Below are 23,772 nucleotides of genomic sequence, written 5' to 3'. Positions count from 1 at the left end.
TGATTTGCTGCGGTTCTCTGATTGATTTCAGACTGTCTTGTTCCTAAGAAGACGAAAACAGGGAACCAACAGGAGGATATCCATGCGCGCATTCATTCTGGCTCTCGCTGCCGCGAGCGCCCTCGTTCTGCCGGCCAAGGCCGAAAACGTCACCGTCGCCGTCACCGCCATTGTTGAACATCCGGCGCTCGATGCCGCTCGCGATGGTGTGAAGGCCGCCCTTGCCGAAGCCGGTTACAAGGAAGGCGAGAACCTCAAGTTCCTGTACGAGTCCGCGCAGGGCAACCCCGGCACCGCAGCACAGATCGCGCGCCAGTTCGTGGGCGATGCTCCTGATGTCATCGTGCCGATCTCCACGCCGTCCGCCCAGGCCGTCGTTGCCGCCACGCGCGACATTCCGATCGTCTTCACGGCAGTTTCCGATCCGGTCGGCGCGCAGCTCGTCAAGAGCATGGAAAAGCCCGGCGGCAACGTGACCGGCCTTTCCGACATGCTGCCGGTTGGTGAACATCTGGCGCTCATCAAGGAAATCTCGCCGAACGCCAAGTCCATCGGCTTCATCTACAACTCGGCCGAAGCCAACTCCGCCTCGACGCTCGCTTTGCTGAAGGCTGAAGCTGAAAAGGCTGGCCTCAAGATCGTCGAATCCGTCGCCACCAAGTCCGCCGAAGTGCAGGGAGCAACCCGCGCGCTGGTCGGCAAGGCTGACGTGATCTACGTTCCGACCGACAACACCATCGTTTCCGCTTTCGAAGCGGCAGCTGGCGTTGCTTCCGAAGCCAAGATCCCGCTCTACGCCGCCGATACGGATTCCGTTGCCCGCGGTGCGGTTGCGGCCCTCGGCTTCAACTATTTCGACGTTGGCAAACAGACCGGCGCGGTCGTCGTCCGCATCCTCAAGGGTGAAAAGCCGGGCGACATTCCGGCAACCGTTGCTGTCGGTACTGATCTGGTGATCAACAAGAAGGCCGCTGAAAAGGCTGGCGTTACCTTCCCCGAAAGCGTCACGAAGCGCGCCACCAAGGTCATCGACTAACCGAAACCAGACTGAATTGCGGGCGGCGGCATTTCGCCGCCCGTTTTACGTGGCACGAGACGGTGCCCGTATCCGCCTGATGGCGGCAATAACAAGGACATTACCGTGAGCCAAATCGCCTTCTGGGGTGCCGTGGAGCTGGGACTGGTCTTCGCTTTCGTGGCGATCGGCGTCTACCTCGCTTTCCGCGTGCTTGATTTTCCTGACCTGACCGTGGACGGTTCTTTTCCGCTTGGCGCCGCTGTGGCTGCCGTGCTGATCATCGCCGGTCTGAATGCCTGGGTCGCGACGGCGATTGCAATGGTTGCCGGTGCTGCCGCCGGGATCGTGACCGCAACGCTCAACGTCCGTTTCAAGATTCTCAACCTGCTTGCCTCGATCCTGACGATGATCGCGCTTTTTTCCGTCAATCTGCGGGTGATGGGGAAGCCGAATGTGGCGCTGCTCAATCAGGACACGATGATCTCACCGTTTTACGGCCTCGGCCTGTCGGAATATCTGGTGCGGCCGCTCTTTGTCGGCGCGCTGGTGCTGATCGCGGTCATTCTCGTCTGGCGTTTTCTTGAAAGCGATGCCGGCCTTGCCATGCGGGCCACCGGTGCCAATGCGCGGATGGCGCGTGCCCAGGGCGTGAAGACCGGTAACCAGATCTATCTCGGCATGGCGCTTTCAAACGCTCTGGTCGCCCTCGGCGGCGCGCTGTTTGCGCAGACCAATGGTTTTGCCGATGTGACCTCCGGTGTCGGCACCATCGTCGTCGGGCTTGCCGCCGTCATCATCGGTGAGACGTTGTTCGGTGCGCGCGGCATTCTGATTGCCCTTATCGGCTGTGTCTTCGGCTCCATCGCCTATCGTCTCGCCATCCAGCTCGCTTTGTCGAGCGATGTGCTGGGTCTCAAGGCATCCGATCTCAATTTCGTAACGGCGGTATTGGTGGCCATCGCATTGATCCTGCCCCGACTGCGCCGCGGGGGAGCAACATCGTGATTTCCCTTTCCGATATTCAGGTCGTTTTCGGGCGTGGCACGCCGCTGCAAAAGCAGGCGCTGTCCAAGATTGACCTTACCATCGAGGATGGTTCCTTCGTCACCGTCATCGGCTCCAACGGTGCAGGTAAATCAACGCTGCTCGGCGTATTGGCGGGCGATGTCCTGCCGACGGCGGGCAAGGTGATGATCGGCGGCGCCGATGTTACCCGCAAGTCGACCGCCAGCCGGGCGGGGCGGGTGGCGCGTGTATTTCAGGACCCGCTGGCGGGCAGCTGCGGTGCGCTCACCATCGAGGAAAATCTGGCGCTCGCGGCATCGCGTGGTGAACGCCGCGGCCTTCTGCCGGCGCTTGGGCGCGGGCGGCGGGATTTCTTCAAGGAGCGTATCGCCTCGCTCAACCTCGGTCTGGAAAACCGCCTGAAGGACCGCATGGATCTTCTGTCGGGCGGCCAGAGGCAGGCCGTCTCGCTTGTCATGGCGACGCTATCCGGCTCGGACGTGTTGCTGCTCGATGAACACACGGCCGCACTTGATCCCGGCATGGCGGAATTCGTGATGGAGCTGACCCGCAAGGTGGTGTCGGAGCGCAAGCTGACGACGCTGATGGTCACCCATTCCATGCGTCAGGCGCTGGATTACGGCACCCGCACGATCATGCTGCATGCCGGTGAAATCGTGCTCGACGTCTCCGGTGACAGCCGCAAGGATCTCGAGGTCGAAGACCTGATCGACATGTTCCGCAAGATACGCGGCCAGAAGCTTGATGATGACGAGTTGCTCATCGGTTGATCGCAAAAAGGCGCTTTCCGGCGCCTTTTTTGTTTGCCCTCAGCGCGTTTGCGTGAAGAAAATCTTGACCGCGAAAATCGAGAAGACGCCGGCGATCGTGTAATCCAATCCACGCAGAACCTTCCGGTTGCGTTGCAGCCACGCGGAGAGAACATCGGCGGCGACAACGATGCCGATGCCGATCGGCAGTGCGACGATGATCGACCAGATGCCGAGGAAGATCAGCTTGCCGGTCACATGCGGATCGGAGGCGCTGACGAATTGCGGCAGGAAGGTCATGAAAAAGATGATGACCTTGGGGTTGAGCAGATTGACCCAGATGCCGTTCAGCAAGGCCGATTTCAAGGAGGCCTGCGCCCTTTCGCCGGTGCTTTTCACCATCACGAAATCCGAGCCCTTGCGGATCGCCTGGATGGCGAGCCACACCAGATAGGCGGCGCCGCCTGTTTTCAGGATCATGAAGGCGGTCGGTGAGGCGACGATGAGGGCGGCGACGCCAAAAGCGACCAGCATCGTATGCACGGTGATGCCGATGTTTGTTCCCACCAGCGTCATGAAGCCCGCCGCCCGGCCTTCGCGCAGGGAGCGGCTGATCCAGAGCGTCATATCAGGACCCGGCGTCACCGCCAGAAGCAGAATGGCGATGGTGAAGGCGATCAGTGTTGGCAGGCTTGGAACGAAATCCATCGCGGCACCCGTAAATTCTGGAGATTGCCGTTGCTTAACGCGGTTTCGTGCTTCTGCCAATGTTTTTGAACGGCGACGCGCCTGCGGGAGAGAATAGCCGCCGCACCTTTCAGGCACGGCGGCTGAAAGTTCAGTTTTTCAAAAAGCTGGTGAAGGCGGCGGAATATTCCGTGTGCCAGCGCGACAGCGGCGGGCGGTTCTGGACGATGTCATAAGCTGCCCAGAGAATGCGCTTTTCATCCGTCGGGCGGTCTACCTCGCCATCCGGGCAGAGAATGTAGAAATCGCCGCGGCCGATGCTCTCAAGCATGAAATCGACGGTCTGTTCGCCGGTCCATGCGCCTTCAGGCTTTTCCGTCCTGCCATGGGCGGTGAGGCCGGTGAAAACGAAACCGGGAATCAGGAGATGGGCGGAAACCGCGCCGTTCGGAACATTGCGCAATTCGTGCTGAAGCGCCTCCGTGAAGGTTTTGACGCCGGACTTCGAGACATTATAGGCGGGATCACCGGGAGGCGTGGTGATGCCCTGTTTCGAGCCGGTATTGATGATGAGCGCCGGCTCGCCGTGGGCGATCATGCCCTGGCCAAAAACGCGGCTACCGTTCACGACGCCCATCAGATTGACGCCGATAATTTTTTCCCAGTTGGACTGCGGTCCGAAGATGGCGCTGCCCGGCTGGATGCCGGCATTGTTCATGAGGACGTGGACACGCCCGAAACGCTGGATAACCGCGCGTTCGAGCGCCTCCAGCTCATCGAGTTTCGATACGTCGGTCGGGATGGCGACGATCTGCGCTTCACCGTCCTTGGCGACGGTCAGAATATCCGCATGGGCTGCGGCGAGCTTTTCGCCATCAAGATCGACGAGCACGACGCTCATGCCAAAGGTGGCGAATTTGCGGGCGGCGGCAAGTCCGATGCCGGATGCCGCACCTGTTATGACAGCGACATTATCTTCCTTGAATGCGGGGTGGATGGTCGTCATAGGTTTCTCCTTCGCGTCGTTTCTGCTGTTTCCAGCGGTTTGCAACGTTGCCTGAACCTGAGTGGCTTCATTCACGGTCTTCAAGTCGATCGCGCCGCTTTATGATAAAGCGCGAATTTTCTAAATGCATGTGACAATTGCTTCGTTCCCGTCGGCGCGGCCGGTCATCGCCCATCGTCATACGCGCCCATCAATTGTTTTGTCGCTTATCTCACGGAAAAGCGCTTCACACATTTCGGGTTGCACTGTAAAAGTGCCGAAATCCCGAGGAAATGGCGGTGTCCTGATGCCGTCATCATGCAGATGGACATCACTATGGCACTCCCGAAAGACGTTAAGAAAGTCGTTCTCGCCTATTCCGGCGGTCTCGACACCTCGATCATCCTGAAATGGCTTCAGACGGAACTCGGCGCTGAAGTCGTGACCTTCACTGCCGATCTCGGTCAGGGCGAGGAGCTTGAGCCGGCGCGCAAGAAGGCCGAGATGCTGGGCATCAAGGAAATATTCGTTGAGGACGTCCGCGAAGAGTTCGTGCGTGATTTCGTGTTCCCGATGTTCCGCGCCAACGCCGTCTACGAAGGCGTCTATCTGCTCGGCACTTCGATTGCCCGTCCGCTGATTTCCAAGCATCTGATTGAAATCGCCAAGAAGACCGGCGCGGACGCCATTGCCCATGGCGCCACCGGCAAGGGCAACGACCAGGTTCGTTTCGAGCTTTCGGCCTATGCGCTGAACCCTGACATCAAGATCATTGCGCCCTGGCGTGACTGGACGTTCAAGAGCCGTACCGACCTCCTGAACTTCGCCGAACAGCACCAGATTCCGGTCGCCAAGGACAAGAAGGGCGAAGCGCCTTTCTCCGTCGATGCCAACCTCCTGCATTCCTCTTCCGAAGGCAAGGTTCTGGAAGACCCGGCACAGGAAGCGCCTGAGTACGTGCATATGCGCACCATTTCTCCGGAAGCCGCTCCTGACAAGGCAACCGTCATCAAGATCGGTTTCCGCAAGGGCGATGCCTGCTCCATCAACGGTGTTGAAATGTCGCCCGCGACGCTTCTCGCCACGCTCAACAATTATGGCCGTGAAAACGGCATCGGTCGTCTCGATCTGGTCGAGAACCGCTTCGTCGGCATGAAGTCGCGCGGCGTTTACGAGACACCCGGCGGCACCATCCTGCTTGCCGCACATCGCGCCATCGAATCGATCACGCTCGACCGGGGCGCGGCCCACCTCAAGGACGAGCTGATGCCGCGTTATGCCGAGCTCATCTATTACGGCTTCTGGTTCTCGCCCGAGCGTGAAATGCTGCAGGCACTGATCGACAAGAGCCAGGAACATGTCGAAGGTGAAGTGACGCTGAAGCTCTACAAGGGCAATGTCATGGTAACCGGCCGCGAGAGCGCCAAGTCGCTTTATTCCGACGCGCTGGTGACCTTCGAGGACGACCACGGGGCTTACGATCAGAAGGATGCAGCGGGCTTCATCAAGCTCAATGCGCTGCGCCTGCGCACACTGGCCAAGCGTAACCTCAGCAAATAATTCTGCTGGAATGGAAATAATGAAACCCGCGGGCGGTGACGCCGGCGGGTTTTTTATGTCTCTCTTCTGGAAACGATGCGGAAGCCGATATAGCTGGCAACGGCCGTGAATTCCATCACCGGAATGATGATGCCGAAGCCGGTGAGTGGCGAGCCGATGACCGAGGCGGCAGCGCCGCCCGCAAAACCAGAGCCCATCTGGATGAAGCCCATCATTGCCGAGGCCGAGCCGGCAATATGCGGAAAAGGGGCAAGGGCTGCCGTTACCATCGAAGGCGTCAGCAAGGCAATGCCGATCGTCGCGACGGCCACGGGTCCCATGATCGAGAGAAAGGATGGGGGTATCAGGAACACTGACAGCAGAATGAGAAGACCGCCTGCCGCCGAAAAACAGAGACCGAGGACGACCGAACGACGGTCACCCAGCCGCGGTGCGATATAACGCAGGGCAATGGAGCCGAAGAAATAAGCGCCGGTCTGCATCAGCATGCCGACACCGAAAGCGATGGGTGTCATGCCGACCTCGTTGATGAGGATGAAGGTCAGCATCGTGGCCTGCGCATAAAGCGCGCCGATGGACCCGCCGAGCACCAGTGCGGCCAGAAGAAAACGCGGCGTGCTCAGCAAGGTCCCATAGGCCGACAGGAGGCGGTGCGGGCGGATCAGGCTCTTGTCCGGGATCGTCGTCTCGCGCAGAAAAACCACGACGGAGAATATGGCCAGAGCTCCGAGGCCGGCCATGAGGAAAAATACCGATTGCCAGCCGAAAGCCGCAAGTGAAAGCCCGCCGATTGTCGGGCCCATGGCGGGGCCAACGGCCAGCATGATACCGATGAGGTTCATGATGCTGGAAGCATCGGCGCCGGTGAACTGGTCGCGCACCACGGCGCGCGCCACCGTCATACCGACGGAGGCCCCGATGCCCTGGATAAGCCGGGCAAGGAGGAGCACTTCGATCGTCGGTGCAAAAATGGCAAGCAATCCGCCGCCCAGAAAGATGGACAGGAAAACGAGGCTTGCCTTGCGCCGCCCGAAGGCGTCGGAGGCTGGGCCGGCGAGCAGTTGCGCGATCGCGAAACCCGCAAAATAAAGTGAGAGGCTGAGTTTTATGGCGGACTCTGTCGTGGCGAAAACCCGCGTCAGCTCCGGCATGGCCGGTGTATAGATGGCCATGGAAATTGGCGCCAGCGCCGTCAGCAGCGCACCGAGCATGGCCGTGCGCTTTCTGGACATGATCGTTTCTGGTGACATTGAGGTCAGCAGCTCTGGCCGGGCTGTTCCGGTTGGAGATTGTTGCGAAGCGTCTGCAGGAAGCTGCGGAAAAGCGCGACCTCCTCCTCGTTCAGGCCCTGCGTGGCATGTCGGACGAGTTCATCGATTTCCTGACGCACGGCTTCCAGCATCTCGGTGGAGTTCTTTGTCAGCACGATGCGCTTGGAACGCCTGTCCTGCGGGTCCTGCTGGCGCTCAATGAGATCGAGGGACTGCAGCTTGTCGAGATAGGCGCAGATCGTCATCGGCTCGATGCCTAGCCGGGCGGCGATATCCGACTGCTTGCTACCATCAACGACGGCAACCGTGAGCAATGCGCGGGCTTCGCCGGGGGTAAGACCCAGTCCAGCTTCAGAAATTCGGCGCTCAAACGCACTGTTCAGCAGGCGTGCGCTGCTGTTCAGCAAGAATGCCAATGAATCTTTTTCGCGTTTCGTGCCCATGTCTCGCCTTTTCGTAAGTCAGCCTTACTAAATTCCGGGCGATAATCAATGGTACACAAATCATATTGTCGAAAATCGAGTAAAGTATGCGTCAGTTCGGTTGTCGGACGGCCCGCAATATAGTCGCCGATTGTTACGCTGAAGCAAAAAAGATCGGACTTCCCCGTTTTTTTCACACGGCCTGTCATCTCCGCCGGGCATATTGAATTGGCGGTGGAGGCGTGCCCATATAGGCCTAAACCGGAATTGTACAAGGAAGACGAAATGCCATCCAAGACGACGCTTTATCCCGCCCTCGTGACCTGGGATGGTCACAACGGTTTGCCCAAATTTGATGCGGTCAAGGATGAGGATTTCGCTCCGGCTTTCGAGGCAGCGCTTCTCTCCCATGAGCAGGAAATCGATGGGATTGCGGGCAATGCGCAGGCGCCGAGTTTCGAAAACACCGTGACCGCGCTTGAAATCGCCGGCGATGAGCTTTCGCGCATTTCGGCGCTGTTCTGGAACAGGGCAGGCGCCAATACCAATGGCGTGATCCAGGCGCTGGAGCGGGAGATTGCGCCGAAAATGTCGCGGCACTATTCGAAGATCGGAATGAACGAAGCGCTGTTCAAGCGCATCGATACATTGTGGGAAAAGCGCGAGACGCTGGGGCTGACGGGCGAGGAAAGCCGTGTTCTCGAGCGGCACTGGAAGGGTTTCGTACGCTCCGGCGCGAAGTTGCCGAAAGACCGGCAGGAACGGCTGGCGGCGATCAATGAGGAGCTTGCCGGTCTCGGTGCAAAGTTCGGGCAGAATGTGCTGGCGGATGAAAAGAACTGGAAGCTCCTGCTTTCCACCGAAGAGGAACTTGCCGGCATTCCCGGCTTTCTGCGCGACGCCATGGCGGGTGCGGCCCGTGAGCATGGCGAGGACGGCAAATTTGCCGTTACCCTTTCCCGTTCCATCATCGAGCCTTTCCTCACCTTTTCCGAACGTCGTGATCTGCGCGAGCAGGCCTTCAAGGCATGGGTGGCGCGCGGCGAAAACGGTGGCGAGACCGACAATCGCGAGACCGTTCACCGCACGCTCGAACTGCGTGAGGAAAAAGCCAAGCTTCTCGGTTACGCGAATTTTGCCGCTTACAAGCTTGATGACACGATGGCGAAGACGCCGGATGCCGTGAACGGCCTTCTGGGTCAGGTCTGGGAAAAGGCCGTGCGCCGCGCGGGCGAGGAAGAGACCGAACTTGCCGCCATCATCGCCGAGGAGGGCCGGAATCACGAGGTGCTGCCCTGGGACTGGCGGCACTATGCCGAAAAGTTGCGCGCGCGGAAATTCAGCTTCTCCGAGACGGAATTGAAGCCCTATCTGCAGCTCGAAAAGATCATTGAGGCCTGCTTCGATGTCGCCGCGCGGCTGTTTGGAATTCGTGCCGTCGAGGTGAAGGGCGTTGCCGCCTATCATCCGGATGTGCGGGTTTTCGAGATTCGCGACGACAGGGGCGATCTGAAGGCCATGTTCCTCGGTGATTATTTCGCTCGCCCCTCCAAGCGATCCGGCGCATGGATGAGTTCGTTCCAATCGCAGCACAAGCTGCCGCTGAAGAGCGGAACGGTCGGTGAAATTCCGATCATCTACAATGTCTGCAATTTCGCGAAACCGGCTGAGGGTAAGCCCGCGCTGCTTTCGCTTGATGATGCGCGCACGCTGTTTCATGAATTTGGCCACGCGCTGCATGGCATGTTATCTGATGTGACCTATCCTTCCGTTTCCGGGACGGGGGTCTCGCGCGATTTCGTCGAATTGCCGTCGCAGCTTTACGAACACTGGCTGACGGTGCCGGAAATTCTGGAAAAATACGCGCTCCACTACGAGACCGGCGCGCCGATGCCGAAAGCGCTGCTGGACAAGGTTCTGGCCGCTCAAACTTTCAATGCCGGTTTCAGCACGGTGGAGTTCACGTCTTCGGCTATCGTCGACATGGCGTTCCACACCCGGGGCAGCGTGAGCGATCCCATGGTCGTCCAAGGCGAGGTGCTCTCCGCCCTCAACATGCCGAAGTCCATCGTCATGCGGCATGCGACGCCGCATTTCCAGCACGTCTTCTCGGGCGATGGCTATTCCGCCGGCTATTATTCCTACATGTGGTCGGAAGTGCTGGATGCCGATGCGTTTTCGGCCTTCGAGGAAACCGGCAATCCCTTCGATGGCGAGATGGCGCGCAGGCTGAAGGACAATATCTATTCTGTCGGCGGTTCCATCGATCCGGAGGAGGCCTATCTCGCGTTTCGCGGCAAGATGCCGAGCCCGGACGCCATGCTGTTGAAGCGCGGCCTGGTGTAAGAGCACGTTATAAAAGACTGTCATATTTCTGAGCTAGAACCGGAGCGCAGGGGGCTTATGACAAGGCCCCCCCTTTCGCATTTGCAAAAAAAGGTTATGAGCGCGCCAAACTAAATTGGCGCATCTCACGATAGTGGCGCCCAACCTCAGAGATTTTGAACAATGGCAATTCGCAACATCGCGATTATCGCGCACGTTGACCATGGAAAAACGACGCTCGTTGACGAGCTTCTGAAGCAGTCCGGCTCGTTCCGCGACAACCAGCGCGTTGCGGAACGCGTGATGGATAGCAACGATCTCGAAAAGGAACGCGGCATCACCATTCTTGCCAAGGCGACTTCGGTGGAGTGGAAGGGTGTTCGCATCAACATCGTCGACACCCCCGGCCACGCCGATTTCGGCGGCGAAGTTGAGCGTATCCTGTCGATGGTGGATGGCGCGATCGTTCTGGTCGATAGTTCCGAAGGCCCGATGCCGCAGACGAAATTCGTCGTCAGCAAGGCACTGAAGGTTGGTCTTCGTCCGATCGTGGCGATCAACAAGATCGACCGTCCGGATGGCCGCCATGAAGAAGTCATCAACGAAGTTTTCGACCTTTTCGCAAACCTCGATGCTACCGACGAGCAGCTCGACTTCCCGATCCTTTACGGTTCCGGCCGTGACGGCTGGATGAACGTCAACCCAGAAGGTCCGAAGGATCAGGGTCTTGCACCGTTGCTCGATCTGGTTCTCGAGCATGTTCCGGAGCCTACGGTTGAAGAAGGTCCGTTCCGTCTGATCGGTACGATCCTCGAAGCCAACCCCTTCCTCGGCCGTATCATCACCGGCCGTATCGCTTCCGGTTCGATCAAGCCGAACCAGGCCGTGAAGGTACTTGGCCAGGACGGCAAGACGATCGAAACCGGTCGTATTTCCAAGATCCTCGCATTCCGCGGCATTGAGCGCACATCCATCGATGAAGCCCATGCGGGTGACATCGTCGCCATCGCTGGTCTTTCCAAGGGCACTGTTGCCGATACCTTCTGTGACCCTTCCGTCACCGAGGCGATGACCGCACAGCCGATCGATCCGCCGACCGTTACCATGTCCTTCATCGTCAACGACAGCCCGCTTGCCGGCACCGAAGGCGACAAGGTCACGAGCCGCGTCATCCGCGACCGTCTGTTCAAGGAAGCCGAAGGCAACGTCGCGCTGAAGATTGAAGAGGCTGAAGGCAAGGATTCGTTCTTCGTTTCCGGGCGTGGCGAATTGCAGCTGGCAGTTCTCATCGAAACGATGCGTCGTGAAGGCTTCGAGCTTGCAGTTTCGCGTCCGCGCGTTGTCATGCACAAGGATGAGAACGGCGCCATGATGGAGCCGATCGAAGAAGTCGTGATCGACGTCGATGAAGAGCATTCCGGCGTCGTCGTTCAGAAGATGTCCGAGCGCAAGGCTGAAATGGCTGAGCTCCGTCCCTCCGGCGGTAATCGCGTTCGTCTGAAGTTCTACGCTCCGACCCGCGGCCTGATCGGCTACCAGTCGGAACTTTTGACCGACACGCGCGGCACGGCGATCATGAACCGTCTGTTCCACGACTATCAGCCGTACAAGGGTGCGATTGCTGGTCGCGTTAACGGCGTTCTTTTGTCGAACGGTTCGGGCGAAGCTGTCGCCTACGCCATGTTCAACCTGGAAGATCGTGGCCCGATGATCATCGAGCCGGGTGAGAAGGTTTATGCCGGCATGATTATCGGCATTCACTCGCGCGATAACGATCTCGAAGTGAACGTGCTGAAGGGCAAGCAGCTGACCAACATCCGCGCTGCCGGCAAGGACGAAGCCGTAAAGCTGACGCCGCCGATCCGCATGACGCTCGACCGCGCGCTTTCCTGGATCCAGGACGACGAGCTGATGGAAGTGACGCCGAAGTCCATCCGCCTGCGCAAGATGTTCCTGGACGCCAACGACCGCAAGCGTTTCGAAAAGGCAAAGCTCGCTGTCTGATTGGCTCTACGCCACGAATTTCAAAGAACCCGGCCTCGCGCCGGGTTTTTTTATGCATTCTTTTTTATGTGTGCATGAGTCGAAAGGCGCTTTGCCAAAGGTTAAGGATGCGTTAATTTTTTCTGGTCGTCCACATGAATAGGCTGTGGGTAAGCTTGCCGGCGTTAACCTTTATGACTGGTAAGTTTCCGTGGCCGGGGCCAGAATCGCGTTATGAAAACGTTATCCATCGATGTTCGCCGTGCTGAACCGCATGATGCGCGCGCCATCTCAGAGGCGCACCGTTTGTCGTGGCAACAGGCCTATGCGGGGCTTATCCCGCACAAGCCGTTGACGCAGATGCTGGAGCGCCGTGGCGAAGTCTGGTGGAAAAAGGCGACCAAGGGCTCCGCAACCATGCTGGTGGTGGAAGTGGCCGGTGTGGTTGCCGGATATGCGACGCTGGGCTTAAGCCGGGCGCGTGGGCTGCCGCAGGACGGCGAGATTTACGAACTTTATCTCCGGCCTGAATATCAGGGTATTGGCCTCGGCTCGCTGCTTTTCACGGAAGCGCGCAGATTGCTGACTTCACTTGGCTGCAACGGCATCGTTGTCTGGTGCCTCGAGGATAGCGACGTCGCCAATCGCTTTTTCCGCTCGCATGGCGGCCGGGATATTGCCGAAGGCATGGAAGATTTCGATGGCAAGTCGCTTCGCAAGGTCGGTTTCGTCTGGAACTGATAGAGGGAGTTCGCGCCGTTTTCATTTTGTAGAGGGCGATGCTTCGTCGCGATGACATCAAATCGCCCATTCTGCCTTATCCGGCCAAAGCCATGTTGCAATGCGGCGACTTTCCCAGTATCGAAAACCAAATCCAACCCGCCGAATGAGGGAAGCGAATGCGTATTGATGCAATTTCCATAGGCAAGAATCCGCCGGAAGACGTAAATGTTATCGTTGAAGTGCCGGTTGGCGGCCAGCCGATCAAGTACGAGATGGACAAGGACGCCGGTGCGCTGATCGTCGATCGCTTCCTCTACACGCCAATGACCTATCCGGGTAACTATGGCTTCGTGCCGCACACGCTGTCCGACGATGGCGACCCGATCGACGTTCTCATCTGCAACACCCGCCCGCTGGTTCCCGGCTGCGTGATCAACGTTCGCCCCATCGGCGTGATGATCATGGAAGATGATGGCGGCAAGGACGAGAAGATCCTCGCCGTGCCGGTTCCGAAGCTGACGCGCCGTTACGACAAGGTCCACAACTACACGGACCTGCCGGAAATCACGCTGAAGCAGATCGAGCACTTCTTCGAGCACTACAAGGATCTGGAGCCCGGCAAGTGGGTGAAGATGGGCGGCTGGCAGGACGTAGACGTCGCCAAGAAGCTGATCGTCGAAGCCATTGAGCGCTACAAGGCGCAGGGCTGATAGGCCTAACCCGCCAGCTTTTTAAAGAGCTTTTCGAAATCCTCCGGGTCGGTATCGATCCGGAGGATTTTTTTGCGCGCTGTTTCGCCTGAAATGAAGGTGATGGAGGATTTGGGCAGGCCGAGTTTTTTCGCCAGCAAAACAATCAGGGCCTTGTTCGCCCTGCCGCCTTCCGGCACGGCGCTGACGCGGGCCTTCAGATGCGCGTTTCCGTCCGCATCCTGCTCCACGCCGTCAATCGCATCCCGCCCGCCATTCGGTGTGAGGCGAACGGACAGGCGGATATGATCATCGTGCTTTTTCCAGAGACTGCTCAAACGGTCATCGGATAAAGCGTGTTCCACATGAAGGAGCGGATGAAGAAGATGATCAGCAGCAGGATGATCGGCGAAATGTCGATCCCGCCGAGATTGGGCAGAATGCGGCGGATGGGGCGCAGGGCCGGTTCCGTGACATTGACCAGGAAACTCCCGATGGCGTTCACGAACTGGTTGCGGGAATTGATGACGTTGAAGGCGTAAAGCCAGGAAAAAATGGCGCTGGCGATCAGCACCCACGTATAGAGGTTCAAGGCCAGATCGATGGTCTGAAACAGGGCAAGCATCAATATCTCCGTATCTTGGTTGCAAGACATTTAGACATTGACGCGTGAACCGGCAAGTGTTGCGCCGGATCGTAATGATCTTTGGTCTGACCGGTCTGCGGTCATCGCGAGCTGGTTCATGGCTTTGCAGCGGGATTTCAGACGAAAACCGCTCACACTTTTCGTCGTCCCGCTGAAGAGGAGGGCTGGCGATTCCTGTCATATCGCTCTATTGCAGACATCTCATATTGTCTCGCGAGCACCCAGCCGATGTCCCTGCCTTCTGCCGAAAACCGCTTCGGTGCATTCCGGCATAGTTCCTATCGCCGTTTTTTCAGCGCTCGGTTTTTCTCGGCCTTTGCCATTCAGATCGTCAGCGTCTCTGTCGGCTGGCAGATGTATGAGGTTACCGGCAACGCCTTTTATCTCGGCCTGATCGGTCTCTTCCAGTTTCTGCCGTCTCTGCTTTTGATCCTTGTTACCGGAACGGTCGCCGACCGGCACAATCGCCGGCGTATCATGGCCATATGTCTTCTGGTCGCGGCGCTGTGTGCTGTGGCTCTTCTGGGTCTTACGCTGACACACAGCTTTTCTCCCTGGCCGGTCTTCGCCATTCTCGTTGTCTTCGGCATAGAGCGGGCCTTCATGGGACCGGCTGTCCAGTCGCTGGCGCCCAATCTCGTGCCCGTCGAGGATTTGCCGAACGCCATCGCCTGGAATTCCTCTTCCTGGCAGATGGCGTCCATTCTTGGCCCCGTTGCCGGCGGCCTACTCTATGGCCTCGGTGCTTCCATCGCCTATAGCGTGGCGCTTGTGCTTTTCATCCTCTCAGCAACGCTGGCGGTGACGATCCGCAAGCCGGAACAGCGTGGTCCGGCAAAAGCCGTCACCCTCGAAACAATGCTGGCCGGCTTCAAATTCATCTCGCAGGAGAAGATCGTTCTTGGCGCCATTTCGCTCGATCTTTTCGCGGTGCTGCTGGGCGGTGCCGTCGCGTTGATGCCGATTTTTGCCAAGGAAGTGCTGACGCTTGGCCCATGGGGTCTCGGGCTTCTGCGCGCCGCACCCGGCATCGGGGCCATCACCGTTGCGGTCATTCTGGCATTCAAGCCCATTCGCCACCATGCCGGCCTGCTGATGTTCGTCGGCGTCGGCCTCTTCGGCGTTTCCACCGTGGTCTTCGGGCTTTCGCAAACCGCGTGGCTGTCCATTGCCGCGCTGGTGGTCATGGGAGCATCGGACATGGTGTCGGTTTATGTGCGCGAGACCCTGATCGCGCTCTGGACACCAGATGAGGTGCGCGGGCGTGTGAATGCGGTGAATATGGTTTTCGTTGGAGCCTCCAACGAATTGGGTGAATTCCGCGCCGGCACCATGGCCCATGTTGTGGGTGCCGTGCCAGCCGTTGTCATCGGCGGGGCGGGCACGCTTGCTGTCGCGGTCATCTGGGCGCTTGGTTTTTCCAAGCTGCGCAAGATCGATAGTCTCGACGCGCCGCACTAACCGCGATGGGCCTCAGCGCTGTGCCTTGCCCTCAAAAACCAGATCGAGAAAATTGCTGAGCCATGCCCTGAGCGGCGTGTCGAACAACATGCGGCCTTCCAGATGCTGACTGCCGACCTGCGCATTCGGCATGCCGAAACGCTGCGCGCCGCGCACCACCCAGCTATGCATCATGGCGCGGGTCAGTTCGGCGTGAAACTGCAGGCCCCAGGCATTTTTTCCATAACGATAGGCCTGATTGGGATAGGTCTCGCCTGCCGCCAGAAGCTCGGCTCCCCGCGGCAGTTCGAAGCCTTCGCGGTGGAAATGATAGACCATCTTCGGCCAATGCGGCATCAGAAGCCGACCGTGTTCGGTGGCGTGTAGCGGATACCAGCCGATTTCCACCTTGCCGTCCCTGTCTGCCTCGACCTTGCCGCCCAGATGTTTGGATAGCATCTGCGCGCCGAGACAGATGCCGAGAAAGGGCTTGTTTTCCTTCAGCGGCACCTTCAGCCAGTCGATTTCGGCTTTGACATAATCATGTGGATCATTGGCGCTCATCGGGCCGCCGAAGATGATGGCGCCCGCATGTTTTTCCAGCGTTTGCGGCAGGTCGTCGCCGAGCGCGGGCCGCCTTATATCGAGGCGATAACCCTTTTCCACCAGGATCTGGCCGACGCGGCCGGGCGTGGAACGTTCCTGATGCAGGACGATGAGCAGCGAAGGTTGTTGTTCCTGTTGCCTGGAAGGGTCAAACAGCATCGTCTTCGTTTTCGCTTTCTTCAGCGGGCCCGGACCTCGTGGCGGCCTGCTGACGTTGCAGAACCCTGTCGCGCACGGAAACACCGAGGAGATCGGCGACTCGCCAGATCACATGGTCTTCCATTTCGCTTCGTTCGCCGTCAGCGTAAACAATATCCCATAATATGCCAATAAGCTCCACGCGCTGATCCTCATCGAGGTGGCGGCGGATATCGGTGGTGAAGCGGTAATAATCGACGGCTTCCTTGCCGGCCTCCTGGCCGGCGGCAAGAAGGGCATCAAGCTTGCCACCGTCGAGATGGTAATATTCGTGAAGAATCTGGCGCAGGCGATCACGCTCGCTTTTCGAGACGGTGCCATCCGCTTCCATCACCTGGAAACAGAGGGCGGCTACCGCCACCCTCAGATCATCAGGGCTGAAATCACCCGCCTGCGGGCCAACGAGGTTCTGAATAAACGACTGTATTTGCTGGAACATCGATAGCCTGCTGGTCAGAAGAGTTTGAGCCGGGTCTTGGGTTCGGCTTCCGCGCCTGGCTTCTTGACGCCCGGATCATCCGGTGCGCCGCCAAAAAAGGGCACGGCTTCCGCCGCCTTGTCATCCGCCACTTCGGTTTCCACCGGCGCTTCGATTGTGACCGGCTTTTTCTCCTTCGGGATTGAAACAGTCGGCTTTACCTCGATCGGCGCGGCCGGGGCGGGTTTTGGCTCCGCAAGGGTCTCGGGCGCGGCTTCGACAACGATCGTCTTCGCAACCGGTTCGGCTCTTGCGGGTGCCGCGGCAATCGCATTTTCGATCGCCAGATCTTCAACAGGGCCTTCGAGCTGACCGAAGGGCGCTTTCCATTCGAAGGCGTCGAGACGGCCGGTGATGGGGGAGACCGGAAGCCATTTTTCCGAGACGATACCATCCGCCACCCATGCCGGGTCACGCGGCGCGCGCAGCGCCTGTGCCATCCAGTAGCGCACACGGCCCTGATCGCCGGTTTCCGCTTCTTCGATATCGGCCATCAGCAGGAAGATGCTTTCGCGTGGCTCAATGCGGGCGGCGGCTTCGGCCTTGGCCCGTGCCTTGGCGAATTCCTTGGCGTCGAGCGCTGCCTGCGCCACGGCAAACAGGGATTCGATGTTGTTGGGCTTCAGGCTCTCAAGCCGCTCCGCCCGTTTCAGCCGGTCGATGGCGGTATCGCCGCTGCGGGCGCGGACATAAAGCTCGGCGATCTGCGGATGCGGATCGTTCTTCCAGACGGGTTCCAGAACCGTGGCGGCCTTGCGCAGATTGTCTTCGCGCAGATAGGACTTCGCTGCAATCAGTGCCGCCGGAACGAGGCCTTTTGCGAGCTTGAGAGCGTGCTTGGCATCCTCGCGCGCGCCCACCGGGTCGCTTTCCAGCTTTTCACCGGCCTTGGCGGTGAGAAGCACGGCTTTCAGCCGCTCCGCCTCGCCGCGTTCGATGACGCTTGCCGCTTTCTGCTGGTCGAGCAGGCGGATGGCATCGTCCCATTGTCCGTTGCGGCAGCGGTTTTCCAGCGTCGCCTGTGCCGCCCATGGCAGGTAGGGGGCTTTTTCCGCTGCATCCTCGGCATATTGCTGGGCGGCTTCATAGGCGCCCTGCCGACGCGCCTCGATATAAAGGCCGCGAAGGCCGAGTTCGCGCGTTTCAGGGTCACGGGCCATCGCCTCGAACTTGCGGCGCGCCTCGTCATATTTGCCTTCGATGAGGTCGGCCTGCGCATCGAGCAGATGGATCAGCGGTTCCTGATCGGCGCTGAGCAGCCCCTGCGTGCGGGCCGTCATCTTGCGGGCGAGGATGGCATTACCAGCGCCGGCGGCAATGAGGCCGGTGGACAGAGCCTGATAGCCGCGGTCGCGCTTCCGGGCGCGGAAATACCGGCGTGCGGCATTGGGCGAGGTCCAGATGGCGTTGACGACCCACCAGACCAGCATGATGGCGGCAACCAGCGCGGCGATGATGGAGGCGGCGACCATCAGGCTCATTTCGATCAACTGGCCCTGCCAGACGATGGAGAGCACGCCCGGCCTGTCGGCCAGCCAGGAGAAACCGAAACCGAGAGCCAGAACGATAATGGCGAAAGTCAGAATTCTGGTCATGCGCTCACCCCTGCCTGCCAGTGCTGGTGATGGCGCGGTTCAACGTGCCGCCCACCAGATTCTCGACCTCGATGCGCGCATCCAGAGATTTTTTATAATCGGCGGATACCGTCCTGGCGGCATCGGGAAGACCATTCCACTCAAGTGCTGCGCCCTGCAGGTCGCCGTTGCGCAGCTTGTTTTCCATACGCGCGATCATGGCCTCGGGGGTCTCGCCCTCGATGTTGCCGACCGGGCGCACCTTCACCAGCGAAAAGGCGCTTTCGGTCAAGCGCTCCATGATGCCCTGATTGGGGTCAGGCTGGTTGATGGCTGACAGCATCGCATTGGCGACATCGGGGAATTTCTGCATCAGCTCCGAACGCGACGGTACGCCGGTGGCGGCGAAGGATTGCAACGATGCAATCGCCGGATCATCTGATGTGACCCTGGAGAGCGTATCGAGTTCCGTGAGGAACGGCCCGCCGCGATCGATCGCGGCCTTCAGCGCGGCCGAGGCAATGGCGCGGGCGACTTCGATATCGTCGCGTGGCTCGTTGATCTTGGCTTCCGCATCCGCAAGACGGCGTGTCAGTTCGGCGGTCGCCGTGGCCTGTGCGGATCGCTCCGCCTGCACGGCAGATTCCAGTGCGGTGATTTTTTCAGAAAGCCCATCCACCTGCGGGGCTTCACCCTTTGCGCCTTCGAGGGTTGCGATGCGCTGTTCCAGTGCCGAGGTGTCCGCCGCTGGAACATTGGCAAGCTGCTGCCGAAGATTGCCCAGATCGGTTTTTAGTGCGGCGATCTCCTCGCCTCCGGCCCTGCCTGCATTAACGGAGGGCAGGATACCGGCATATTGCATGCTACCGGCGGCGGCGAGCGCCACAAGGCCGCCGACGATACCCGCCGCGATCAGGCCGGAGGTCGCCGCCTGTTTGCGTTCCGCCTGCTGTGGTGCGGATGGCCTGGATGGTCCTGAAGATGCGGTCGTGGCCGATGGTTTTGCAGCGGTGGCCCCGCCAGATGCGCTGGAGGACGTCGAGGAGCCAAAGGCCGGCTTTGCCGCAGCTGCGGCAGCCGCGGTGGCGCTCGTTCCGGAGGCGCCCATCATCGGTTTTTCATCGGCCTTGGGCGGAACAGGGGAAGGCGAGACTGGGCCTTTCTGCTTGTCTTCTGGGCTCTCAGCCTTCGGAGCCGTAGCTACGGATTCCGTTTTGCCGACATTGGGTTCTGGCTCTATGGGGGTTTTCTTAGGCTGGTCCCAGACGGGGGCGGGGTTGCGCGTTGCGGCTGCTTCAGGCTTTGTTTCCGAAACACCCGGCGCTGCGGCGGCCGCAGGGGTTTTGTCACCGGGTTTTTCGTCCGTCTTGGCAGCGTCCACGTCGGCGGAAATTGCTTTCACGTCTTTGGCGTCCAGGTCGATGGTGACCGGTTCGGCTTTGGACTTGGAGTGGCGTGGCGGCTTTCCCGATACCATGACAACCTCATTTCTGCCTGCAGTAATGTAAACCTAGTCAGTGACGGCGGCAAAGGAAAGAGGCGAGCTCGAATTAGGTTCCAGAGTTATGGTGCAGAAGTTCGAACATCGCTGCCTCGCTCGGTTCTCTGGCGGCGATGGCGTTTGCGCGAAAGATTTCCGGAACCAGAGAAAGCACGTTGTGGCTGATACAGATGAATTGTGTCCCAGCCAGTGCTGCCGCGTATCTGTCCGTTGATACATGGTTGAAAAAGGCCCGCGCCGCTTCCGAGGAATAGAGCAGGACCACATCGGCAGCGTTTTCGACAAGCGCCGTCTGGAGCATGCTCTCGGAGATATCCGAGGGCAGCATCTCGTAACAGTCGATCACTCTAAAGGGAATGCCCGCAGCGGCAAGGCCCTCCTCGAAGACGGAGCCACGGGGCCTGCCGGCGAGATAGAGCAGGGGCTGTCCTTCGGAAAGAAGTGCGCGGCGCTGCGTTACGAGAGCAATCAGACCCAGGGCGTCTCCGGAGGCGATGAATATTTGCGTGAAGCCGGCTTTTTTCGCCGCTTCCGCCGTTGTTGCGCCGACGGCGAAGAGCGGTTTTGACAGATGCGGGGCCAGCCGGTCCCGTGATGTTTCCAGTGCCCGCAATGCCTCGGCACTGGTCACCGCAATCGCCGCCAGCGGGCCGGATAGCGCCGAGATGGCGCGCTCGCCATGATGGGCTGGATGAAACAGCGGCAAAAGCACCGGCTCGTGGCCGAGTGCTTCAAGTTTTGCGGCCGTCCTTTCGCCCGAACGTTGCGGCCGGGTGACGACGATCCGCATAGGCTCAGTTCCAGCCTTCGAAGAAATTGCTGCCCGCCTTGGCACGCACCTCTTCGCCGGCCTGTCGGCCGAGCTTTGCCGCATCTTTGCGGTTGCCGGAGATTTCGATGTTGTGGCTCGTCTGGCCATCAGGGGTGAGGATCAAGCCGGAAAAATAGAGTTCCTCGCCCTCGCAGGTGGCGTAACCGGCAATCGGCGTGCGACAGGAACCGTCGAGTGCGGCCAGGAAGGCGCGCTCGCAGGTCACCGCATCATAAGTGGGCCTGTCGTTTATGGGGGCAAGCAGCTCGTCCATGCGGGTGTCACCGATGCGGCTCTCCACACCGATTGCGCCCTGCGCCGGAGCAGGGGGGAATTCCTTCGGGTCGAGAATTTCCGTCGGAACATTGTCCTTGCCGAGCCGCTTCAGGCCGGCAAAGGCAAGCAGCGTCGCATCCGCCTGGCCTTCTTCGAGCTTGCGCAGCCGCGTATCGACCTGACCGCGAAAGATGATGACGCTCAGATCCGGCCGCAGGCGGCGGATCAGCGCTTGGCGGCGCAGGGATGCGGAGCCGACCACGGCGCCCTGCGGCAGCTCCAGCAGCTTCGGCGCGGTGCGGCCGATGAAGGCGTCGCGCACATCTTCCCGCGGCAGGAAGGCGGACAGATAAAGGCCTTCGGGTAAAACGGTCGGCATGTCCTTGGAGGAATGCACGGCCATATCGAGTTCGCCGGAAAGAAGCTGGCTTTCCAGCTCCTCCGTGAAGAGGCCCTTGCCGCCGATTTCCGACAAGGCGCGGTCGGTTATCCGATCGCCCTTGGTGGATAGCACGACGATTTCGAACATGTCTTCCGGCAGACCATGCGCCGCCATCAGCCGGTTGCGCGTCTCGTAAGCCTGCGCGAGCGCCAGCGGGCTGCCGCGTGTGCCGATTCGGAAAGGTTTTGTTTGCATCCGCGTCTATCCATTGTTACCGGAGTTGTCTTAGACCAACTCAGCGCATGATCGCAATGAACGAACAGATTTGATGACCCCCTTTCTTCGTATCCTCGGCATAGAGACAAGCTGTGACGAAACCGCTGCATCCATTGTGGTTCGGCATGCGGACGGGCGCGGCGAGATCGTCTCCGACGTCGTTTTGTCGCAGCTGGAGGAACACAGCGCCTATGGCGGCGTCGTGCCGGAAATTGCCGCGCGCGCCCATGTCGAGGCGCTGGACACGCTGGTGGAAGAAGCGCTGGAGCAGGCAGGCGTGACCCTTGCCGATGTCGACGCCATCGCCGCCACCTCCGGTCCCGGCCTCATCGGCGGTCTGCTGGTGGGGCTGATGACGGGCAAGGCCATCGCCAAGGCGGCGGGCAAGCCGCTCTACGCGATCAACCATCTGGAGGGCCACGCGCTGACGGCGCGGCTGACAGACGGTTTGTCTTTTCCCTATCTGATGCTGCTGGTTTCCGGCGGCCACACCCAGCTGGTGTTGGTGCGCGGTGTAGGCGACTATGAGCGCTGGGGCACCACCATCGATGACGCGCTGGGTGAAGCCTTCGACAAGACCGCGAAACTTCTGGGCCTGCCCTATCCCGGCGGTCCTGCGGTCGAGAAGGCGGCGGCGAAGGGGGATCCCAACCGCTTTCCGCTGCCGCGTCCGATGGTCGGCGAAGCACGGCTCGATTTTTCCTTTTCCGGCCTGAAGACAGCGGTGCGGCAGGCGGCGACCGCCATCGCGCCGCTTTCGGAGCAAGATATTGCCGATATCTGCGCCTCCTTCCAGAATGCGGTGTCGCGCACTCTCAAGGATCGCATCGGCCGTGGCCTTGCGCGTTTCCGCCAGGAGTTTCCGCAGCTGGAGACCCAGCCTGCGCTGGTCGTGGCTGGCGGTGTCGCCGCCAACAAGGAAATCCGCCAGACCCTGCAGTCGCTTTGCGATATCAATGGCTTTCGCTTTGTCGCGCCGCCGCACCGGCTCTGCACTGACAATGCTGCGATGATCGCCTGGGCCGGACTGGAGCGGATGGCCGATGGCAAGGAAGCCGATCCGCTTGAAATTCCGCCGCGCTCGCGCTGGCCGCTGGATGGCAGCGCGGAAACATTGATCGGTTTCGGTAAGAGGGGAGCCAAGGCCTGATGCAGCGGGAAAAAATCGTCGTCATCGGCGCCGGCGCCTTCGGAACCGCGCTAGCCGTCGTCATTGCGCTGGAAAACCGGCATGATGTGACCCTGCTCGGCCGCGATCCGTCTCTGATGGCTGACCTCAGGAGCGATCGCGTGCACGAGGCGGCCCTGCCGGGTGTCGACCTTCCGGATGCGCTTGAATTTTCTGCCGAGCCTGATGTGCTTGCCGGTGCCAGCATTGTGCTCTTCGCCATGCCGTCTCAGGCCCATGCCGATGCGGCCCGTCACTATGGTCCTTATCTGGCTAATGACTCTATCATTGTCACCTGCGCCAAGGGCATCGACCGCAGTTCCGGCCGTCTGCTGACGGAACTTCTGGAAGCGGAACTGCCACATCACCCGATTGCGGTTCTGTCCGGTCCGGGCTTCGCGGCCGATATTGCCCGTGGCTTGCCGACGGCCATGGCGATTGCGGCGGAAGATGCTGCCATTGCCGAACGGCTGGCAACCACGATTTCCGGCAGGACCTTCCGGCTTTATGCCTCCACCGACCGCATCGGCGTGCAGCTCGGGGGGGCGCTGAAGAATGTTCTCGCCATTGCCGCCGGCATCGTCGAAGGCGCGGGCCTTGGCGATTCCGCCCGGGCGGCGCTGATCTCGCGCGGGCTTGCTGAAATGTCGCGTCTCATCGTCGCCATGGGCGGCAAGGCGGATACGGTGCGCGGCCTCTCGGGCCTCGGCGATCTGGTGCTGACCGCCACAAGCCATCAGTCGCGAAACCTGCGGTTCGGCATCGCGCTCGGCCGCGGGGAGGGCAAGGACATGTCCGGCGGGCTGGTGGAGGGCGCTTTTGCGGCTGCCGTCGCCGCCCGACTCGGAGAAAGTCACGCTGTCGACATGCCGGTTACCGAAGCGGTGGCCGCCATCATCGATGGCAATCTGGATGTGGCGAGCGCCATGCAACAATTGATGACACGGCCGATCACCACCGAATGAGGGTGGGGCGGTC

At 60.1% G+C, this 23,772-nt stretch carries 23 protein-coding genes; 11 read left to right on the top strand and 12 right to left on the bottom strand.

Annotation, left to right across the window (positions count from 1 at the left end):
• Positions 1-82 precede the first annotated feature (82 nt).
• The 3 genes from MRBLRC7O_RS11615 (at position 83) to MRBLRC7O_RS11605 (ending at position 2,814) form a co-directional block, all read left to right on the top strand.
• Positions 83-1,036: an ABC transporter substrate-binding protein gene (locus MRBLRC7O_RS11615; protein WP_003505038.1), complete on the top strand. Its 954-nt coding sequence runs from the start codon at positions 83-85 to the stop codon at positions 1,034-1,036.
• 105 nt (positions 1,037-1,141) lie between these two features.
• Positions 1,142-2,023 carry an ABC transporter permease gene (locus tag MRBLRC7O_RS11610; protein WP_003505036.1) on the top strand — a complete coding sequence of 294 codons (882 nt, stop codon included), beginning with the start codon at positions 1,142-1,144 and terminating at the stop codon, positions 2,021-2,023.
• The gene (locus MRBLRC7O_RS11605) at positions 2,020-2,814 is read left to right on the top strand and encodes an ABC transporter ATP-binding protein (protein WP_003505035.1); all 795 of its coding nucleotides are present in this window, start codon (positions 2,020-2,022) and stop codon (positions 2,812-2,814) included. The genes MRBLRC7O_RS11610 and MRBLRC7O_RS11605 overlap by 4 nt, the downstream gene beginning before the upstream one ends.
• Positions 2,815-2,853: 39 nt before the next feature.
• Here MRBLRC7O_RS11605 and MRBLRC7O_RS11600 read toward each other — a convergent pair whose 3' ends face one another.
• Positions 2,854-3,501 carry a LysE family translocator gene (locus MRBLRC7O_RS11600; protein ID WP_003505033.1) on the bottom strand — a complete coding sequence of 216 codons (648 nt, stop codon included), beginning with the start codon at positions 3,499-3,501 and terminating at the stop codon, positions 2,854-2,856.
• A gap of 130 nt (positions 3,502-3,631) precedes the next feature.
• On the bottom strand, positions 3,632-4,486 hold the full coding sequence (locus tag MRBLRC7O_RS11595) for an SDR family NAD(P)-dependent oxidoreductase (protein WP_003505031.1): 855 nt from the start codon (positions 4,484-4,486) through the stop codon (positions 3,632-3,634).
• Between the two features lie 315 nt (positions 4,487-4,801).
• On the opposite strand from MRBLRC7O_RS11595, the gene MRBLRC7O_RS11590 reads away from it, so the two are divergent.
• Positions 4,802-6,025 carry an argininosuccinate synthase gene (locus tag MRBLRC7O_RS11590; RefSeq protein WP_003505030.1) on the top strand — a complete coding sequence of 408 codons (1,224 nt, stop codon included), beginning with the start codon at positions 4,802-4,804 and terminating at the stop codon, positions 6,023-6,025.
• 53 nt (positions 6,026-6,078) lie between these two features.
• On the opposite strand, the gene MRBLRC7O_RS11585 is transcribed toward MRBLRC7O_RS11590, so the two are convergent.
• Both MRBLRC7O_RS11585 and MRBLRC7O_RS11580 read right to left on the bottom strand, forming a co-directional pair.
• Positions 6,079-7,275 (bottom strand): multidrug effflux MFS transporter, encoded by a 1,197-nt coding sequence (locus MRBLRC7O_RS11585; protein WP_174041814.1) that lies wholly within the window; start codon positions 7,273-7,275, stop codon positions 6,079-6,081.
• Positions 7,276-7,280: 5 nt separating this feature from the next.
• Positions 7,281-7,739, bottom strand: a complete 459-nt coding sequence (locus tag MRBLRC7O_RS11580; RefSeq protein ID WP_003505026.1) for a MarR family winged helix-turn-helix transcriptional regulator — start codon at positions 7,737-7,739, stop codon at positions 7,281-7,283.
• A gap of 264 nt (positions 7,740-8,003) precedes the next feature.
• On the opposite strand from MRBLRC7O_RS11580, the gene MRBLRC7O_RS11575 reads away from it, so the two are divergent.
• The 4 genes from MRBLRC7O_RS11575 (at position 8,004) to ppa (ending at position 13,459) form a co-directional block, all read left to right on the top strand.
• On the top strand, positions 8,004-10,064 hold the full coding sequence (locus MRBLRC7O_RS11575) for a M3 family metallopeptidase (RefSeq protein ID WP_003505024.1): 2,061 nt from the start codon (positions 8,004-8,006) through the stop codon (positions 10,062-10,064).
• Positions 10,065-10,226: 162 nt separating this feature from the next.
• The gene (gene typA / locus MRBLRC7O_RS11570; RefSeq protein ID WP_003516684.1) at positions 10,227-12,047 is read left to right on the top strand and encodes a translational GTPase TypA; all 1,821 of its coding nucleotides are present in this window, start codon (positions 10,227-10,229) and stop codon (positions 12,045-12,047) included.
• Positions 12,048-12,260: 213 nt separating this feature from the next.
• Complete coding sequence (locus tag MRBLRC7O_RS11565; RefSeq protein WP_020813320.1) at positions 12,261-12,767, top strand: GNAT family N-acetyltransferase; 507 nt, start codon at positions 12,261-12,263, stop codon at positions 12,765-12,767.
• A gap of 158 nt (positions 12,768-12,925) precedes the next feature.
• Complete coding sequence (ppa, locus tag MRBLRC7O_RS11560) at positions 12,926-13,459, top strand: inorganic diphosphatase (protein ID WP_003505020.1); 534 nt, start codon at positions 12,926-12,928, stop codon at positions 13,457-13,459.
• A gap of 5 nt (positions 13,460-13,464) precedes the next feature.
• On the opposite strand, the gene MRBLRC7O_RS11555 is transcribed toward ppa, so the two are convergent.
• Positions 13,465-13,776 (bottom strand): DUF167 domain-containing protein, encoded by a 312-nt coding sequence (locus MRBLRC7O_RS11555; RefSeq protein ID WP_162690739.1) that lies wholly within the window; start codon positions 13,774-13,776, stop codon positions 13,465-13,467.
• The gene (locus MRBLRC7O_RS11550) at positions 13,773-14,063 is read right to left on the bottom strand and encodes a YggT family protein (protein ID WP_003492418.1); all 291 of its coding nucleotides are present in this window, start codon (positions 14,061-14,063) and stop codon (positions 13,773-13,775) included. The genes MRBLRC7O_RS11555 and MRBLRC7O_RS11550 overlap by 4 nt, the downstream gene beginning before the upstream one ends.
• A 249-nt stretch (positions 14,064-14,312) precedes the next feature.
• On the opposite strand from MRBLRC7O_RS11550, the gene MRBLRC7O_RS11545 reads away from it, so the two are divergent.
• On the top strand, positions 14,313-15,545 hold the full coding sequence (locus tag MRBLRC7O_RS11545) for an MFS transporter (protein WP_003505017.1): 1,233 nt from the start codon (positions 14,313-14,315) through the stop codon (positions 15,543-15,545).
• 12 nt (positions 15,546-15,557) lie between these two features.
• Here MRBLRC7O_RS11545 and MRBLRC7O_RS11540 read toward each other — a convergent pair whose 3' ends face one another.
• From MRBLRC7O_RS11540 to hemC, 6 genes are all read right to left on the bottom strand, one after another.
• Positions 15,558-16,289, bottom strand: a complete 732-nt coding sequence (locus MRBLRC7O_RS11540; protein ID WP_020813316.1) for a glutamine amidotransferase — start codon at positions 16,287-16,289, stop codon at positions 15,558-15,560.
• On the bottom strand, positions 16,279-16,767 hold the full coding sequence (locus MRBLRC7O_RS11535) for a tellurite resistance TerB family protein (protein WP_020813315.1): 489 nt from the start codon (positions 16,765-16,767) through the stop codon (positions 16,279-16,281). The genes MRBLRC7O_RS11540 and MRBLRC7O_RS11535 overlap by 11 nt, the downstream gene beginning before the upstream one ends.
• Positions 16,768-16,781: 14 nt before the next feature.
• Entirely contained in the window at positions 16,782-18,401 is a 1,620-nt protein-coding gene (locus tag MRBLRC7O_RS11530; RefSeq protein WP_080866474.1) for a heme biosynthesis protein HemY, read from the bottom strand.
• Positions 18,402-18,405: 4 nt separating this feature from the next.
• A complete protein-coding gene (locus tag MRBLRC7O_RS11525; RefSeq protein WP_080866473.1) occupies positions 18,406-19,857 on the bottom strand; it encodes a COG4223 family protein in 1,452 nt (483 codons plus the stop codon).
• A 73-nt stretch (positions 19,858-19,930) separates the two neighbouring features.
• On the bottom strand, positions 19,931-20,671 hold the full coding sequence (locus tag MRBLRC7O_RS11520) for a uroporphyrinogen-III synthase (protein WP_003505002.1): 741 nt from the start codon (positions 20,669-20,671) through the stop codon (positions 19,931-19,933).
• A gap of 4 nt (positions 20,672-20,675) precedes the next feature.
• Positions 20,676-21,605 carry a hydroxymethylbilane synthase gene (gene hemC / locus MRBLRC7O_RS11515; protein WP_003504999.1) on the bottom strand — a complete coding sequence of 310 codons (930 nt, stop codon included), beginning with the start codon at positions 21,603-21,605 and terminating at the stop codon, positions 20,676-20,678.
• A gap of 73 nt (positions 21,606-21,678) precedes the next feature.
• Between hemC and tsaD the strand changes: the two genes are divergently transcribed.
• Complete coding sequence (tsaD, locus tag MRBLRC7O_RS11510; RefSeq protein ID WP_080866472.1) at positions 21,679-22,776, top strand: tRNA (adenosine(37)-N6)-threonylcarbamoyltransferase complex transferase subunit TsaD; 1,098 nt, start codon at positions 21,679-21,681, stop codon at positions 22,774-22,776.
• Positions 22,776-23,759, top strand: coding sequence for an NAD(P)H-dependent glycerol-3-phosphate dehydrogenase (locus tag MRBLRC7O_RS11505; protein WP_003504996.1), 984 nt, complete (start codon positions 22,776-22,778; stop codon positions 23,757-23,759). The genes tsaD and MRBLRC7O_RS11505 overlap by 1 nt, the downstream gene beginning before the upstream one ends.
• Positions 23,760-23,772: the final 13 nt, after the last annotated feature.

This window comes from Agrobacterium radiobacter (assembly GCF_040801995.1).
Lineage (GTDB): Bacteria > Pseudomonadota > Alphaproteobacteria > Rhizobiales > Rhizobiaceae > Agrobacterium > Agrobacterium radiobacter.
The sequence above is the reverse complement of the archived record's forward strand: the minus strand, read 5'-3'. Positions and strand labels throughout refer to the sequence as shown.